16 protein-coding genes, 1 tRNA gene and 1 other RNA gene are annotated in these 15,127 nt (G+C 53.6%); 9 read left to right on the forward strand and 9 right to left on the reverse strand.

Annotated elements, in window-relative coordinates:
- Positions 1 to 128: 128 nt before the first annotated feature.
- Entirely contained in the window at positions 129 to 629 is a 501-nt protein-coding gene (locus tag M2120_RS01170) for a DUF3145 domain-containing protein (RefSeq protein WP_280796904.1), read from the forward strand.
- Between the two features lie 54 nt (positions 630 to 683).
- Here the strand turns inward: M2120_RS01170 and M2120_RS01175 are convergent, their stop codons facing one another.
- From M2120_RS01175 to aceE, 6 genes are all read right to left on the reverse strand, one after another.
- A complete protein-coding gene (locus M2120_RS01175) occupies positions 684 to 1,925 on the reverse strand; it encodes a beta-ketoacyl-[acyl-carrier-protein] synthase family protein (RefSeq protein ID WP_280796905.1) in 1,242 nt (413 codons plus the stop codon).
- A gap of 92 nt (positions 1,926 to 2,017) precedes the next feature.
- Positions 2,018 to 2,263, reverse strand: coding sequence for an acyl carrier protein (locus M2120_RS01180; protein ID WP_110233182.1), 246 nt, complete (start codon positions 2,261 to 2,263; stop codon positions 2,018 to 2,020).
- A 61-nt stretch (positions 2,264 to 2,324) separates the two neighbouring features.
- On the reverse strand, positions 2,325 to 3,335 hold the full coding sequence (locus M2120_RS01185; RefSeq protein WP_280796906.1) for a beta-ketoacyl-ACP synthase III: 1,011 nt from the start codon (positions 3,333 to 3,335) through the stop codon (positions 2,325 to 2,327).
- A gap of 14 nt (positions 3,336 to 3,349) precedes the next feature.
- Positions 3,350 to 4,279 carry an ACP S-malonyltransferase gene (locus tag M2120_RS01190; RefSeq protein ID WP_280796907.1) on the reverse strand — a complete coding sequence of 310 codons (930 nt, stop codon included), beginning with the start codon at positions 4,277 to 4,279 and terminating at the stop codon, positions 3,350 to 3,352.
- A gap of 126 nt (positions 4,280 to 4,405) precedes the next feature.
- A complete protein-coding gene (locus M2120_RS01195; protein WP_280796908.1) occupies positions 4,406 to 5,590 on the reverse strand; it encodes a PucR family transcriptional regulator in 1,185 nt (394 codons plus the stop codon).
- Positions 5,591 to 5,599: 9 nt separating this feature from the next.
- Entirely contained in the window at positions 5,600 to 8,326 is a 2,727-nt protein-coding gene (gene aceE / locus M2120_RS01200) for a pyruvate dehydrogenase (acetyl-transferring), homodimeric type (protein ID WP_280796909.1), read from the reverse strand.
- Positions 8,327 to 8,520: 194 nt separating this feature from the next.
- On the opposite strand from aceE, the gene M2120_RS01205 reads away from it, so the two are divergent.
- From M2120_RS01205 to rnpB, 7 genes are all read left to right on the forward strand, one after another.
- Positions 8,521 to 8,979: a peroxiredoxin gene (locus tag M2120_RS01205; protein WP_280796910.1), complete on the forward strand. Its 459-nt coding sequence runs from the start codon at positions 8,521 to 8,523 to the stop codon at positions 8,977 to 8,979.
- A gap of 15 nt (positions 8,980 to 8,994) precedes the next feature.
- A tRNA-Val gene (locus M2120_RS01210) sits at positions 8,995 to 9,067 on the forward strand.
- 148 nt (positions 9,068 to 9,215) lie between these two features.
- Positions 9,216 to 10,019, forward strand: coding sequence for a hypothetical protein (locus M2120_RS01215; protein WP_280796911.1), 804 nt, complete (start codon positions 9,216 to 9,218; stop codon positions 10,017 to 10,019).
- Positions 10,020 to 10,025: 6 nt separating this feature from the next.
- Positions 10,026 to 10,844: a Nif3-like dinuclear metal center hexameric protein gene (locus M2120_RS01220; RefSeq protein ID WP_432418544.1), complete on the forward strand. Its 819-nt coding sequence runs from the start codon at positions 10,026 to 10,028 to the stop codon at positions 10,842 to 10,844.
- Between the two features lie 39 nt (positions 10,845 to 10,883).
- Positions 10,884 to 11,618, forward strand: a complete 735-nt coding sequence (locus M2120_RS01225) for a zinc ribbon domain-containing protein (RefSeq protein ID WP_280796913.1) — start codon at positions 10,884 to 10,886, stop codon at positions 11,616 to 11,618.
- Entirely contained in the window at positions 11,618 to 12,040 is a 423-nt protein-coding gene (locus tag M2120_RS01230; protein ID WP_280796914.1) for a reverse transcriptase-like protein, read from the forward strand. Before M2120_RS01225 ends, M2120_RS01230 begins: the two co-directional genes overlap by 1 nt.
- Before the next feature lie 36 nt (positions 12,041 to 12,076).
- An RNA gene (gene rnpB, locus M2120_RS01235) (RNase P RNA component class A) lies at positions 12,077 to 12,437 on the forward strand.
- A 1-nt stretch (position 12,438) separates the two neighbouring features.
- Here rnpB and ppgK read toward each other — a convergent pair.
- Both ppgK and map read right to left on the reverse strand, forming a co-directional pair.
- The gene (gene ppgK, locus M2120_RS01240; RefSeq protein ID WP_280796915.1) at positions 12,439 to 13,188 is read right to left on the reverse strand and encodes a polyphosphate--glucose phosphotransferase; all 750 of its coding nucleotides are present in this window, start codon (positions 13,186 to 13,188) and stop codon (positions 12,439 to 12,441) included.
- Between the two features lie 25 nt (positions 13,189 to 13,213).
- Positions 13,214 to 14,080: a type I methionyl aminopeptidase gene (gene map / locus M2120_RS01245; RefSeq protein ID WP_280796916.1), complete on the reverse strand. Its 867-nt coding sequence runs from the start codon at positions 14,078 to 14,080 to the stop codon at positions 13,214 to 13,216.
- A 12-nt stretch (positions 14,081 to 14,092) separates the two neighbouring features.
- Between map and M2120_RS01250 the strand changes: the two genes are divergently transcribed.
- On the forward strand, positions 14,093 to 14,287 hold the full coding sequence (locus M2120_RS01250; protein ID WP_280796917.1) for an SPOR domain-containing protein: 195 nt from the start codon (positions 14,093 to 14,095) through the stop codon (positions 14,285 to 14,287).
- Here the strand turns inward: M2120_RS01250 and panB are convergent, their stop codons facing one another.
- Positions 14,288 to 15,127 (reverse strand): 3-methyl-2-oxobutanoate hydroxymethyltransferase, encoded by an 840-nt coding sequence (panB, locus tag M2120_RS01255; protein WP_280796918.1) that lies wholly within the window; start codon positions 15,125 to 15,127, stop codon positions 14,288 to 14,290. It lies immediately after the preceding gene.

A 15,127-nucleotide genomic window follows, 5' to 3' on the forward strand; every position in this document is an offset into this window, starting at 1 on the left:
GGATAAACCCCTGTTGTTTTACGGTAATTAGCTGTGCCACACTAGAGCCACAACAAAATACGCACGAGAAACAGCTCGCATCCATGTGGTCGTAGGGGAAGACGCACCACAATTAAAAGGATGAAGAGATGACTGCAGTGTCGACAGGAATGATTTACATTCATTCCTCACCTCGCGCGTTAAGCCCACACGTGGAGTGGGCTATTAGTCGTGTCCTGGGGAAAGGCATCACGCTTTCGTGGAGCTCTCAGCCCCTACTCCCTGGCGCACAGCGCTCAGAATACGCCTGGCAGGGCCCAGTGGGTTCGGCTGCGGCAATCGCTTCAGAACTGTTGGGCTGGGAACAACTGCGTTTTGAGGTGACTGAAGATGCAGCACCCGGTATTGACGGTGGTAGATGGTGCCACACCCCGAGCTTAGGAATATTCCATTCACCCGTTGATGCCGCTGGAAACATGGTGATTACCGAAAATAGACTCCGCGCCGTGTTGGATTTTGCCGGTAATGATGCAGATCTGCTTCGCACCGGAATCTCGCGCTCACTTGGCGAGCAATGGGATGCAGAACTAGACACCTTCCGTTATGCCTCAGACATGGCGCCGGTGCGTTGGCTCCATCAAGTGGGATAGCCGTTAATACGGAAGTGAGCCCCTGCGAAAGCAGGGGCTCACTTCTTTTGAGTCTTAGTTGTAGCTGCGGAATGCGACTACAGCGTTGTGACCACCGAAACCGAATGAGTTGCTGATGGCAAGAATGTCACCGGCAGGTAGTTCTCGAGGGCTTGTCACTACATCAAGCTTGATTTCAGGATCCTGATCATCCAGGTTGATGGTCGGGGGAGCAAGACGGTTGTGAAGAGCGAGAACGGTGAACATCGCTTCAATAGCACCAGCACCACCGAGAAGGTGACCTGTGGAGGCTTTTGTTGCAGAAACGGCAATGTTATCGAGGTGGTCTCCGAAAACACGACGCAGAGCGTTGTATTCGGCAATGTCGCCGACAGGGGTCGACGTCGCGTGAGCATTGATGTGGACTACGTCTTCAATCTTTGCGCCAGCTTGTTCAATGGCTTCGAGCATTGCGCGAGCTGCTGCAGAACCCTCAGGGTCTGGAGCAGTGATGTGATAGGCGTCTGAGGTTACTGCGCCGCCGGCAACCTCTGCATAAATCTTTGCGCCACGAGCGAGTGCGTGCTCTTCGGTTTCGAGCACGAGTGCAGCAGCACCTTCACCAAGTACGAAACCATCGCGGTTGACGTCATAGGGGCGAGAAGCTGCTTGAGGGTCTTCGTTGCGTTTGGAAAGTGCCTGCATGGCTGCAAACGAGGCAATGGGAAGTGGGTGAATGGCAGCTTCAGAACCGCCGGCAATGATGACATCTGCCAGACCTGCCTGAAGGTGCTCATATGCGTTCGCAATTGCCTCGGTGCTGGATGCGCAGGCGGAGACGACAGTGCGAACACCGGCACGGGCGTGGAGATCCATACCAATAGCTGCTCCGGGGCCGTTAGGCATGAGCATGGGAACAGTCATAGGAAGAACGCGACGGGGACCCTTTTCACGCAGGGTGTCCCATGCATCGAGCAGAGTCCACACGCCACCAATACCGGTGGACCAGTCCACTGCCAGACGTCCAGGATCAACCTCGGGACTTCCAGCATCTGCCCATGCTTCGCGGCCAGCAATCAGAGCGAACTGCGAGGAAGGGTCAAGACGCTTGGTCTCAACTCGCTCGAGGATCTCTTCAGCAGGTACCGCCGCCTGAGCAGCAAACTTGATGGGGATTTCCCACTTCTCAACCCACTCTTGTTCAAGAGGACGAGCGCCTGACTTGCCAGCAAGAAGTGCTGCCCATGTCTCGGGGGCATTTCCTGCGAGAGGAGAAGTGGTACCGATACCGGTGACAACAATCTTCTTCTTGCTCATGAGTGGTGACTTTCTTCTGGGAATGGAGGGAAAGCTGGGGGATTGTAAGGAGGGTCGGAACGTTGTGTTACCGACCCTCGCTTACGTAATCCTTAGGATGCAGAAACGATGAAGTTAACTGCGTCGCCGACGGTCTTGAGGTTCTTTACTTCCTCGTCGGGGATCTTTACGTCGAACTTCTCTTCTGCGTTCACGACGATGGTCATCATCGAGATCGAGTCAATGTCGAGGTCGTCAGTGAAAGACTTGTCCAGCTGTACCGTGTCGGTTGCAATGCCGGTTTCGTCGTTTACGAGCTCAGCCAGACCTGCAAGTACTTCTTCGGTGGACAGTGCCATTGTTATCTCCTTGTTGGGGGTTCGTTTGACTGGTTTAGTTTACCGGCCATTTGAGGCTTTTCTAGGGAAGAACGACGACCTGAGCGCCATAGACAAGTCCGGCACCAAAGCCGATTTCTAGGGCAAGGCCACCGCTGAGCTCGGGGTGTTCTTCGAGCAGTCTGTGGGTTGCGAGGGGGATAGATGCCGCGGAGGTATTTCCGGTAGTCTCGATGTCCTTCGCAATGACAACGGATTCGGGCAGTTTGAGCTGCTTGGCGAATTCGTCAATGATGCGCATGTTTGCTTGGTGGGGGATAAAAGCTGCAAGCTGATCGCTCGTAATCCCGGCCTCTTCAAGCGCCTTTTGAGCGACCTTCGCCATTTCCCACACTGCCCAACGGAAGACTGTTTGACCTTCTTGACGCAGTGTTGGCCAGGCAACTTCACCGTGGCCGTCACGATATTCAGCCAAGGTGTGGTTCATGCCGACTGCGTCCCACTTGGAGCCATCAGAACCCCACACGCTCTTAGAAATACCAGGGAAATCGCTGGGACCAACAACCGCTGCGCCAGCGCCGTCACCTAATAGGAAACTAATGGTGCGATCAGTCGGCTCGATAATCTCACTGAGCTTTTCAGCACCAATGACCAATACAAACTTTGCCAAGCCAGAACGTACGAAGGAATCTGCCTGAGCGATTCCATAGGTATACCCAGCGCATGCTGCGGAAATGTCATAGGCGGCTGCAGGGTTAGCGCCAACACGATCGGCAACCAGAGCCGCCATAGAGGGGGTCTGCACGCTGTTGCTGATTGTTGAAATCAGTACAACATCAATCTGGTCGGGTGTGATGCCTGCTTTTGCAATGGCTTCCTTCGCAGCCTCCGTGGCGAGATCCGCTGCGGTGATGTTCTTGGAAGCTCGCTTGCGAGTAATCACGCCGGTGCGCTGACGAATCCATTCATCACTGGACTCAATAGGTCCAGCAATGTCATCGTTGGTGACGGTGATATCACCACGTGCTGCACCCATTGCATAGATGCGGGAGTACTTAGAACCCTCGGACTGTTTGAGATTCACGTGAGCCATTGTGCTTTCTTTCTCTAGGCCGCTGAGGCGACGGAATCAATCAGTTCGCGAGCTGCGACGAGATCTTCAGGGGTCTTCACTGCAACAGTAGGAACACCCTTGAGGCCGCGTTTTGCTAAACCAACCAAAGCTCCTGCGGGAGCAAGTTCAATGATGCCGGTGACTCCTGCTGCTGCGAAGCTCTCCATGCACTTATCCCAGCGAACGGGGGAAGAAACTTGTCCAACCAGAAGATCGCGGAATTCCTGGCCCTTGGTCACAACGGAGCCATCTTTATTGGTCCAGAGAGTCTTGATGGGGTCTGCAGTGTTCACTGTCTCTGCGGCTTCGCGCAAAGTCTCCACTGCATCACGCATGTAGCTGGTGTGGAAAGCACCGGCAACCTGAAGGGGAATAACACGAGTACCCGCAGGTGGTTCTTCGGCAAGCTTGGCAAGGGCAGCAAGTTCTCCGGCAACGACGAGTTGGCCACCACCGTTGTAATTAGCGGGGAAGAGCCCTAACTCATCAAGTTTGGCCAAAATCTCTGCTTCTTCACCTCCGATAACCGCGCTCATGCCTGTCGGCACGATTGCAGCTGCATCTGCCATAGCGCGACCACGAATACCCACAAGGCGAACAGCATCGGTTGCGTCCAACACACCAGCGCCCGCTGCTGCAGTGAATTCGCCCACAGAGTGCCCAGCAATACCTGCAGTTTTGGATAGGTGATCAGTCTCTGCCAGCGCATCGAGTGTCAAGATTCCAGCGGCCACAATCAGGGGCTGCGCGATAGCAGTGTCACGAATAGTGTCTGCATCACTCACAGTTCCGTGCTTGACCAAATCAACACCAGCAGCTGCGGAGAGAGTCTCTAGGAGTGCGTGTGAACCAGGATCTGCAATCCAAGGTTCTAAGAATCCGGGGGTCTGCGAGCCCTGTCCAGGGCAGACAACAACAATCACGTGTTAAGTCTTCCAATCGTTAACGACTAGTGCTGTGCACTCATCGACACACTATCGCGTGAATCATTGTGGAGTCTCTACATTTTCCGTATGTTTACGGCAAAAGCTGACGTTGGGAACCAGAAACTACTTACGAATCTTCTTCACTGGTTCTTTGATGGAACCCAAAATCAGTGCACATTGCAAAATCATTGCTTCGCGAGGGCCAGTAGCATCCCAGCCAATGACTTCGGTTACACGCTTGAGGCGATAACGCACCGTGTTGGGGTGAACGAACAAATCCCGAGCAGTGGCTTCGAGACTGCGACCGTTCTCCAGATAGCTCTGCAGTGTGGTGAGTAATTCAGACGACTGATCACTCAAGGGGACATAGATGCGCTCGATCAGTGTTGCGCGGGCAAGTGAATCACCGGCAAGTGCGCGTTCTGGCAGCAAATCATCAGCTGCGATGGGCCTAGTTGCCCCGCGCCAAGAACTGGCTACCGAATATCCAGCAAGAGCTGCTCGAGCACTTTGCGCAGCATCCACCAGGGAGGGAACTTCGGGTCCAACAACAAGGTGGCCCTCACCAAAGTCTTCTTCGAGCTTCTTAGTAATGTCCATGAAGCTCATGGTGGAGTTCTCCACCTCATCCTCGAGGGGTTCAGCCCGGCCAATAACCACGACGAGACGATTTCCCTGAACGCCAATCAGAATGTCAGCATGAAGATGACGAGCGGTGCGACGTAGACGGTCAACTTCGAGTTGGCGGGGAGCACGTCCCACTACAACACAGACTTCGCCACGTCCTTGCCACCCTAAAGCAGCAATGCGGCTGGGTAGTTCGTCATCGTATTCTCCAGAGAGAATGCTGTCGACTACCAGTGCTTCGAGACGGGCATCCCACAATCCACGCGCTTCGGCGGCGCGGGCGTAAACGTCGGCAGCGGCAAAAGCGATTTCGCGAGAGTACAGCAAGATGGCTTCGCGTAGTTCTTCGCCGTGACCTTTGATGCGTTCTTCTACAACTTCCACCGTGCACCGAATGAGTTGCAAAGTTTGTTGAAGAGTGACCGAACGCAGCAATTCCCGGGGAGCACCACCGAATACATCAGATGCAATCCACGGAGTGGTGGTGGGGTCATCAAACCAGGTAATGAAAGAGGTAATACCTGCCTGGGCGACAAGACCCACAGCGGAACGACGCCCGGGAGGCATATCGCGATACCAGGGGAGTGTGTCTTCTAGTCGTTTAACCGTCAGCGTTGACAGCTCACCAGAAATGGTGCGCAACCACGCCAGCGTTTCCGCTTTAGTACGTTCTGCGGGCATCCGCGGAAGTTAGCTTTCGCCGCCGGCAGATCCGGTAGTTCCAGCAGTCACATCAAATAGGCGGTACTTCTCTATGGCTTGGCGAACCAGTCCACGGTCAACCTTGCCCTGCTTTGCAAGCTGTTCAAGGGTGCGAACCACAACGGAAGGACCATCAATAGTAAAGAAGCGACGAGCCGCGGCACGAGTGTCACTGAAACCAAAACCATCGGCACCCAAGGTGGCGTAATCACCTGGAATGTATGGGCGAATGAGATCAGGGACCATGTGGTTGTAGTCCGTCACGGCAACAAATGGACCTTCAGCACCAGAGAGCTTCTCGGTGACGTAGGGCACCTGTGCTGGCGCGTCTGGGTTCATCATGTTGAAGTGGTCTGCGGCAATACCGTCGCGTCGCAGCTCACCCCATGAGGTAACAGACCAGACATCTGCGGATACGCCCCAGTCCTCGGCCAACAGCTTCTGTGCTTCCAGAGCCCAAGGAACTGCAACACCAGATGCCAGAATCTGAGACTTAACGCCAGGCATGTCGTTTTCTTGAAGCTTGTAAATTCCACGCAGTACGCCATCGACATCGAGGTTTTCTGGCTCAGCAGGCTGAACGATCGGCTCGTTGTAGACGGTGATGTAGTACATCACGTTGGGGTCTGGGTGGGTCCCACCATACATACGCTGCAGACCATCACGCATGATGTGTCCAATTTCGTAAGTGTAGGCAGGGTCATACGTCACCACAGCTGGGTTGGTCGCAGCCAGGATGGGTGAGTGTCCATCTGCGTGCTGGAGGCCTTCACCAGTCAAGGTGGTACGACCTGCAGTTGCTCCGATGACGAAACCACGAACCATTTGGTCACCGGCAAGCCAAAGTGCGTCACCGGTTCGCTGGAATCCGAACATCGAATAGAAAACATAAATCGGAATCAGGATTTCACCCTGAGTGGAGTAGGAACTACCCACAGCGGTGAATGCAGCAAGTGCACCTGCTTCGTTGATGCCCACGTGAATGATGGTTCCGGTGGGGTCTTCCTTGTAGGCCAGAAGCAGATCACGGTCAACGGACATGTAGTGCTGGCCGTTGGGGTTGTAGATCTTGGCATTGGGGAAGAAGGCATCCATACCAAAGGTGCGAGCCTCATCGGGAATGATGGGAACAAGGCGGGGGCCAAATTCCTTATCGCGGATCATGTCCTTGAGCAGACGAACAAAGCCCATAGTGGTGGCAACTTCTTGCACACCGGAACCCTTGGCGGCGATGTCGTAGGTCTTCTTCTCAGGCAGAGGAATCTGGGTGTACTTCGAGCGACGCTCTGGAACGTAGCCACCGAGTTCGCGGCGACGTTCGTGCATGTACTGGAGCGCGGGGTCTTGTTCCTCTGGCTTGTAGTACGGAGGCATGTAGGGGTTTTCTTCCAGAACCGCATCGGTGATTGGGATCTTCAGGAAGTCACGCATGAGCTTGAGGTCATCAAGCTTCATCTTCTTCATCTGGTGGGTCGCATTACGGCCCTCGAAGTGCTTACCCAGACCGTAACCCTTGATGGTGTGAGCCAGGATAACGGTGGGCTGACCCTTGTGTTCTGACGCAGCCTTGAAAGCGGCATAAACCTTGTTGTAGTCGTGACCACCGCGCTTGAGCTTCCAGACATCGTCATCACTCATGTGCTCGACGAGCTTGAGTGCACGTGGGTCACGGGCAAAGAAGTTCTCACGCACGAATGCGCCGTCTTCAGTCTTGTAAGTCTGGAAGTCACCGTCAGGGGTGACGTTCATCAGAGTGCGCAGAGCACCATCGTGGTCGTTAGCAAGAAGTGAATCCCATTCACGGCCCCAGATGACCTTGATGACGTTCCAACCAGCTCCGCGGAAGAAGCTCTCAAGCTCCTGAATAATCTTTCCGTTACCGCGAACAGGACCGTCGAGACGCTGAAGGTTGCAGTTGATGACGAAGTTCAGATTGTCGAGACCTTCGTTGGCTGCAACCTGAAGCTGGCCGCGAGATTCGACCTCGTCCATTTCACCATCACCCAGGAACGCCCAAACCTGCTGGTCAGAAGCATCTTTGATGCCACGGTTGGTCAGGTAGCGGTTGAGTTGTGCCTGGTAGATCGCGTTGATGGGACCTAGACCCATCGACACGGTGGGGAACTGCCAGAAGTCAGGCATGAGTCGTGGGTGTGGGTAGGAGGAAAGTCCGCCACCGGCGTGAGACTTTTCTTGACGGAAACCATCAAGCTGGTTTTCGTTCAGGCGTCCCTCGAGGAATGCACGAGCGTAGACACCGGGGGATGCGTGACCTTGAACAAAAATCTGGTCACCGCCACCGGGGTGGTCTTGGCCGCGGAAGAAGTGGTTGAAACCGACTTCGTAGAGGGAAGAGGATGAAGCATAGGAGGAGATGTGTCCACCCACACCGATGCCGGGGCGCTGAGCGCGGTGAACCAGCATGGCTGCATTCCAACGAATCCAAGCGCGGTAGCGACGTTCAGTTTCTTCGTCACCCGGGAATGCAGGCTCGTTTTCTGGAGCAATGGTGTTGAGGTAGTCGGTGGTAGGAACCATGGGCACGCCAAGGTGCAGTTCCTTGGATCGACGCAGGAGAGACAGCATGATGTCGCGACCACGCTCGTGTCCTTGTGAGGCGACGACGCCATCAAGTGATTCGTTCCATTCCGCAGTTTCCTGGGGATCGACGTCGTAGTTGCTGACCGAGTAGGGATCCTGGTCGTTAACCGTCACAACAACCTCTTTCTCACAGGCAGATCGTGCCTGTACATGCTGGGGGAGGGATGTTCCAGCTGGGTTACAGCGTGGATGCTAGATAACACTCTACAGAGCCTTAACTGTCAGGGAGTAATTACTTCTTGATATGTAATCCATCAACACATCTAAGATTGTTCTGTCGTCATCCCACAAAAGGAAGAACCCTGTCAATGAGCCTCACAATCGGTGCACCTGCTCCAGATTTCACTCTGAAAAACCAGTTTGGTGAAGAAGTTTCTCTTTCTCAGTTCCGTGGGGTGAAACCCGTTGTTCTCGTGTTCTACCCGCTGGCATTCACCGGTATCTGCACAGGCGAACTCTGCGAGCTGCGAGATAACATCTCCGTGTTCAAGACCAATGGGGTTGAGTTACTCGCGATCTCTGTGGATTCAAGCCCCACACTTCGAGTTTTTGCAGAAAAAGAAAACTACGACTTCTCCCTCCTGTCTGACATGTGGCCTCACGGTGCTGTCGCATCTGCCTATGGCGTATTCCTTGAAGACAAGGGTTTTGCTAACCGTGGAACATTCGTCATCGACAAGGACGGAAACCTGGCTGGACAGTTCGTCACCGAGCCTGGACAGGCACGTGATTTTGCTTCGTACAAAGAGCTGGTTGAAAACCTGTAATATGGTTTTCAACACGGGCCTTTAGCTCAGTTGGTAGAGCGCCACGTTTACACCGTGGATGTCATCGGTTCGAGCCCGGTAGGGCCCACTCGTGTGAAAGAGCGTCGCAGAAATGCGACGCTCTTTCTTTTTCCTCAACTTGCGACACCCGCAAGTGAACTTTTGGGTTAACGTTTGGAACTCAAGTAGGGTGCTCTGAGGGGATTTCCCCCTGACCTGAGCATAGGAGCGTGACAATGTCTGAAGAATCTGAATCGACATTCCAGCCCCACTCGGATGAAGAGCTCGCTCGTTTGCTTGAGGAACAAATGCTCGCCATGCGCGCAGCAACACCCATGACCGCACCACAACCTGTCGTGGAAAACCCCTCAACACACAGTGTTGACGAGGCAGAACCTGAACTTGGTATCGACGATCTTTTCGGAGCTCTCTTAGAAGACACCACCGATATTCCTGTGGTTCAGGTTGTTCAAGAAGAAGTCATTGAGCTTGCTCCAGTTGATGAGTCTGTACTCGAACACACTCAGCCCATCACCTACATTCGTGAAGAGGTTGTTGAAGCTGCTTTCGTTGACGACCACGTCATCGTGGAAGAGACAGTTGTTGAAGATGTCGTCGAGGATGCACATGTCATCGCCGAACGTGTACTTTCTGAAATCAGCATCGACGGTGAAATTGTGGCAACCACGATTGCGGAAACAGCAGGTTCGGACCCGATTCCGCAAATGTTTGGGTTTGCCGAAGTTGTTGAATCTGTGCCTGCACCAGTGTCAGCTGTGCCAGTTGTGGCAGCCGTCGAATTTGCTGCAGTACATGTCGAAGATGATGCCGTTATCTTTGACGAGGTAACAGAAGTTGTTGAGGAAGAAGTTTTTCCTGCCGCTGACGACAGTGATGACGTCATCGTTGAGCACGTCATCGTGGAAGAAGTTGTTGAAGTAACAGAAGTGCCTCAGCTTCGGATGAATAACCCCATCAATTCTTTTGCTCCACGACCCACTTTTGACGAACTCGTTTTTGGAGTGAAGTCTGAGGACTAGGCTCGCATCGTGACTAATCTTCGCGACGTTATTGAGTTTGCTCATTCACTCTGGCCACTTTCTGGTGCAGAAAGCTGGGATGCGCCTGGACTAGTTTCTGGTTCCCTCGATGCGCCAATCAACCGCATACTTTTTGCTGTAGATGCCGTAGCTGAAACAGTTCAGCAAGCTGTTGAGGTGGAAGCAGATCTTCTCATCACGCACCATCCCTTGCTGATGCGTGGAGTCACAAGTGTGAATGAAGAGCTGTATAAGGGAAACTTGATTGCTCAGCTCATTCGCGGAAACGTTGCACTCCTTGCCGCACATACAAACGCGGATGTAGTAGAGAACGGCGTCTCTGATGTCATTGCTCAGTCCCTCGGGTTGCTCAATACTGCTCCCATACAGCCAGGTGTAGTTGCAGGTACTGGAATTGGTCGGGTGGGACAGTTGCCGCAGGCAACAACGCTTGGTGCACTTGCACGTGAGCTTGCCGATCTCCTTCCAAATACCGCCGGCGGAGTGAAAGTGTCAGGAGACTTTAACGCTTCCGTTTCACGCGTTGCTCTCTGTGGCGGTGCAGGGGATTCTCTCTTGGCAACCGATTTTGTTCGCACTGCGGATGTGTACATCACCTCAGACCTTCGTCACCACCCCGCACAGGAAGCACGTGAACAAGCCCTAGTCTCCGGTGGTCCTGCACTGATTGACGTCTCCCACTGGGCTTCTGAGTGGCTCTGGCTTGATGTCGCTGCAGAGCAGATTCAGAAACAATTCCCTGAGATTGATGTGGAAGTTTCCGATCTGCGTACAGATCCTTGGGACTTCCTCGTCGTACAGTAGAAGTATTCGTTCCACCCATAATTCAACGAGAGAAGTGTCGTGAAAGCACGCCCCGAGGATCAGCTCGCTCTGCTCACCTTGCAAAAACGTGATAACCACATCACTCAGTTGACTCATGCTCGTAAGAACATTGCTGAGCATGCAGAGCTTGCCGATGTCACCGCATCCCTGCGGGAATCCTCCCAAGCACTCATTGCTGCGCAAGGTGTCCTTGAAGACGCCAAGATAGAACTTTCACGCCTCGAAGACGATGTTCGAGTAGTTGATGAGCGCATTGCCAAAGACAAAGAACGTGAAGCCAGTGCTGCTTCTGCCAAAGATTTGCAGGCACTTGAAGCTGAGCTTGCCTCGCTTGCCACACGCAAGAGCAACCTTGAAGACATCGAACTAGTCGTGATGCAGTCTGTTGAAGATGCCCAATTGGCGGTTGATGATGTCATCGTGGAACGTGACGGCATCGAAGCACGCCGTGCAGCATTGGCTGCAACGATTGCAGAGCGTGAAGCTCAGATTGATGCTGAGCTCGCCGCTGAACATGCAGCGCGAAATGAACTTGCCGCTAGTCTTCCTGTGGACCTCGTCGAGCTCTATGAGCGTCAGCGTGCACGGTATGGCATTGGTGCCGCCTTGCTGACCCGTCGTGTAACTGGCGGAAGTGGCGTGGAGCTTACCTCGACCGATCTCGATGCGGTTCGGGCAGCAGCACCTGATGACGTAGTGATTTGCCCTGACAGCTCGTGCATTTTGGTTCGCACAAACGAGTCTGGGCTCTAATGCCACGTCAGCTCATTGTTGAAGCAGACGGTGGTTCTCGAGGTAATCCGGGAATCGCTGCTGGAGGTGCAGTCGTGATTGATGGGGAATCCCAGCAGGTATTGGCGTCTGTGGGCGTCTATGTAGGCATTGCCACCAACAATGTTGCCGAATATAACGGATTACTTTCGGGGCTCATCAAAGCTTACGAAATTGACCCTGGTGCACTTGTTCATGTTCGGATGGATTCCAAGCTCGTGGTTGAACAGATGTCGGGTCGATGGAAGATCAAACACCCCGATATGGCTGTGCTGGCAGCCAAGGCTAAAGACGTCATTGGCAACAGAGCCGTGACCTACGAATGGGTTCCACGCCTTCAGAATGCCTTGGCCGATGCGGCAGCGAATAAGTCCATGGATTTGCGTCAATCTTTTGAAGCGTAGTTAGTTTTTCCTCCCTCGCTTTAGACTTGAAGTGAATGGGTCGGCAAGACGGTCGCGTGAGTGGGGTTTACTCCATTACCGAGGAACGTCCGGGCTCCACAGAGTAGGGCGGTGGGTAATTCCCACCCGGGGTAACCCGCGAGAACAGTGCAACAGAAAGTAAACCGCCTCCGGTTCGCCGGCGGTAAGGATGAAACGGTGGTGTAAGAGACCACCAGCAGTCTGAGTGATCAGACTGGCTAGGTAAACCTCGCCCGGAGCAAGGTCAGACAGAGAACGGTGAAGCTACTCGCTGAGTTCTCGGGTAGACCGCTAGAGAATTGCGGCAACGTAATTCCGAGATAGATGGCCGTCACGCGAAAGCGGACAGAACCCGGCGTAATAGCCGGCCCATTCCTTTATTGCAGGTCGTAGGCCAAACGAGCTGCACCCATGATGCCGGCCTTGTTGAATAACTTGGCTGCAACGATGGGGGTACGCAGGTCTAGCAGGGGTAAGAACTTTTCGTGGCTCTTGGAGACGCCACCGCCCACGATGAACAGCTCGGGGGAGAACAGCATCTCCACGTGACTGTAGTAACGCTGGAGCCGCTCTGCCCATTCTGGGTAACTCAAGCCTTCACGTTCGCGTACGACGCCTGAGGCGCGCTTCTCAGCATCAAAGCCATCAATTTCAAGGTGACCTAGTTCAGCATTGGGGATGAGGACACCGTCGTAAATCATGGCGCCACCGATTCCTGTGCCCAGGGTTGTCATGATGACTAAGCCCTGTTGGTCTTTTGCTGCTCCGTATACAACTTCTGCATATCCAGCAGCATCAGCATCGTTCACGAAATGAATATTGCGTCCAAGTTCTTTCTCGAAAAACTTTTCAGCTTCGAAACCAATCCAGCGCTTGGAGATATTTGCAGCAAGCATTGTGACCCCGTGACGTATTGAACTGGGGAAACAAATTCCTACAGGAACCTCTGCAGGGGCACCAAGTTGGTCAATAACGTCTTTCACAACGCGCGCAATGTCTTCAGGCTCTCCGCCCTCAGGTGTTGCTACACGTACACGGTCGCCAATGATCTCGCCTGATTCGACATCCACCAAACCGCCCTTGATGCCGGTTCCGCCGATGTCGATACCTATAGCTGTTGCGCCCATGAAAACCCCTGAGTAAGTATGTGAATTAAGAGAGTGTCAGGATGTCGGCACCAGTTTCGGTAACGACAAGGGTGTGTTCGAACTGTGCAGTCCAGGATTTATCTTTTGTGGTGACTGTCCAATCATCCGCCCAGATGTCCCATTCGTGGGTACCAAGGGTCAGCATAGGCTCAATAGTGAACACCATGCCCACTTCCATTACGTCGTTATACAGCGGTGCTGAGTCGTAGTGAGGGATGATCAGACCAGAGTGGAAGCTCGTGCCCACGCCGTGTCCGGTGAAGTCACGGACGACGCCATAGCCAAAACGTTTGGCATATGACTCGATTGTGCGACCGATGACGTTTACTTCACGGCCAGGAGCAACGGCTTTAATTCCGCGACGAAGTGCCTCTTCTGTTCGTTCAACCAGGTCACGAACTTCTTGGGTTCCTTCACCCACAATGAATGTTCTGTTGGTGTCTCCATGGACTCCGTCGAGAAAGCTCGTGATATCCACGTTGACGAGGTCACCTTCTTGCAACTCAGTGTCATCGGGGATGCCGTGGCAAATCACTTCATTCAAGCTGGTGCACAAGGACTTTGGATAACCGCGGTAACCCAGCGTTGAAGGATAGGCGCCGTGGTCGAGGACGAACTCGTGCCCAATACGGTCAATCTCGTCTGTCGTCATTCCCGGTGTGAGAACAGAGCCAATGAGATCAAGAGCTTGCGAGGAGATTTTTCCAGCACGACGAATCTTTTCAATCATCTCTGCGTCGTAAACATCACCGCCAGAATGGGCGGGAGGAGTGGCTTTGCCTACATAAGGTGGGCGAGTGATGGAACCTGGAACCGGGCGCTGCGGGCTCAAAACTCCGGGAAATAAAACCCCTGTGGCATCTCTAGGCATAAGGTTAAGTTTATGTCTGAGAAGCCAAGTGAAATGTTCTGGTACAACCTGCACACCAAGGCAGTCGAAAAGGGATTCCTTTCGCCCTCCTCTGAGCGCGTAGGACCTTTTGAGACTGCACACGAAGCAGAGCATGCCATGGAGAAGCTGCGTGAAAACAGCGCACGCTGGGAAGCTGAAGAACGTGCGGAGCGTGAAGGTAACTAGTTAGTTATCTTCGTAGCTGTGCTCAGGTCCTGGATAAGCTCCTGATTCCACATCTGCCTTGAAAGTCTGTGCTGCTTCACTGAGCACAGTTCCAAGGTTTGCGTATTGCTTAACAAACTTGGGAACGCGACCTGTGTTCAGGCCTGCAAAATCTGTCCAAACCAGCAACTGACCATCAGTGTGAGCTCCGGCACCCACGCTAATTGTGGGGATGTTGAGCTCTGCGGTGATACGAGCTGCTAGTTCTGCAGGAATCATTTCTAGCACAACGGCAAATGCACCGGCAGCTTCAACTGCTTTGGCGTCAGCAAGAACGGCATCTGCTGCAGCTCCACGGCCTTGAATCATGTGTCCGCCCAGGCCGTGTTCGCTTTGCGGAGTGAAGCCAACGTGACCCATCACTGGAATGCCTGATTCCACAATTCGTCGAATCTGATCAGCGCTGCGTGTACCACCCTCGAGCTTGACCGCGTGGGCATGTGTTTCCTTCATGAACCGCATAGCTGTGCGCAGTGCATGCTCAGGGCCTTCTTCATAGGAACCAAAAGGCATATCTGCGATAACCAGAGCGCGCTTGGCAGATAGTGCAACAGCTCTCGTCAGGGGGATGAGCTCATCAACGGTCACGGGCAGCGTGGAGTCATAACCCAGAACGGTATTTCCTGCCGAGTCACCAACAAGGAGGAAGTCAATCCCTGCTTCATCGAAAATCTGAGCAGTCAGAGTGTCATAACTGGTCAGGCCCGTGATTTTGATGCCGTTGGCTTTTGCCTGTGCAAAGTGGCGCGTGCGAACACGCTTTGTTACGGCATCTGAGGTGGGATCTGGGTGAACGCTCAT

The sequence above is a fragment of the Aurantimicrobium minutum genome (assembly GCF_029893825.1).
Lineage (GTDB): Bacteria > Actinomycetota > Actinomycetes > Actinomycetales > Microbacteriaceae > Aurantimicrobium > Aurantimicrobium minutum_C.

What these genes read in the sequence shown, in the direction of transcription:
- M2120_RS01170 (WP_280796904.1), top strand. Translation starts at nt 129, where the DNA reads ATGACTGCAGTGTCGACAGGAATGATTTACATTCATTCCTCACCTCGC.
- M2120_RS01175 (WP_280796905.1), bottom strand. Translation starts at nt 1,925, where the DNA reads ATGAGCAAGAAGAAGATTGTTGTCACCGGTATCGGTACCACTTCTCCT.
- M2120_RS01180 (WP_110233182.1), bottom strand. Translation starts at nt 2,263, where the DNA reads ATGGCACTGTCCACCGAAGAAGTACTTGCAGGTCTGGCTGAGCTCGTA.
- M2120_RS01185 (WP_280796906.1), bottom strand. Translation starts at nt 3,335, where the DNA reads ATGGCTCACGTGAATCTCAAACAGTCCGAGGGTTCTAAGTACTCCCGC.
- M2120_RS01195 (WP_280796908.1), bottom strand. Translation starts at nt 5,590, where the DNA reads ATGCCCGCAGAACGTACTAAAGCGGAAACGCTGGCGTGGTTGCGCACC.
- M2120_RS01205 (WP_280796910.1), top strand. Translation starts at nt 8,521, where the DNA reads ATGAGCCTCACAATCGGTGCACCTGCTCCAGATTTCACTCTGAAAAAC.
- M2120_RS01215 (WP_280796911.1), top strand. Translation starts at nt 9,216, where the DNA reads ATGTCTGAAGAATCTGAATCGACATTCCAGCCCCACTCGGATGAAGAG.
- M2120_RS01230 (WP_280796914.1), top strand. Translation starts at nt 11,618, where the DNA reads ATGCCACGTCAGCTCATTGTTGAAGCAGACGGTGGTTCTCGAGGTAAT.
- ppgK (WP_280796915.1), bottom strand. Translation starts at nt 13,188, where the DNA reads ATGGGCGCAACAGCTATAGGTATCGACATCGGCGGAACCGGCATCAAG.
- map (WP_280796916.1), bottom strand. Translation starts at nt 14,080, where the DNA reads ATGCCTAGAGATGCCACAGGGGTTTTATTTCCCGGAGTTTTGAGCCCG.
- M2120_RS01250 (WP_280796917.1), top strand. Translation starts at nt 14,093, where the DNA reads ATGTCTGAGAAGCCAAGTGAAATGTTCTGGTACAACCTGCACACCAAG.
- panB (WP_280796918.1), bottom strand. Translation starts at nt 15,127, where the DNA reads ATGAGCGTTCACCCAGATCCCACCTCAGATGCCGTAACAAAGCGTGTT.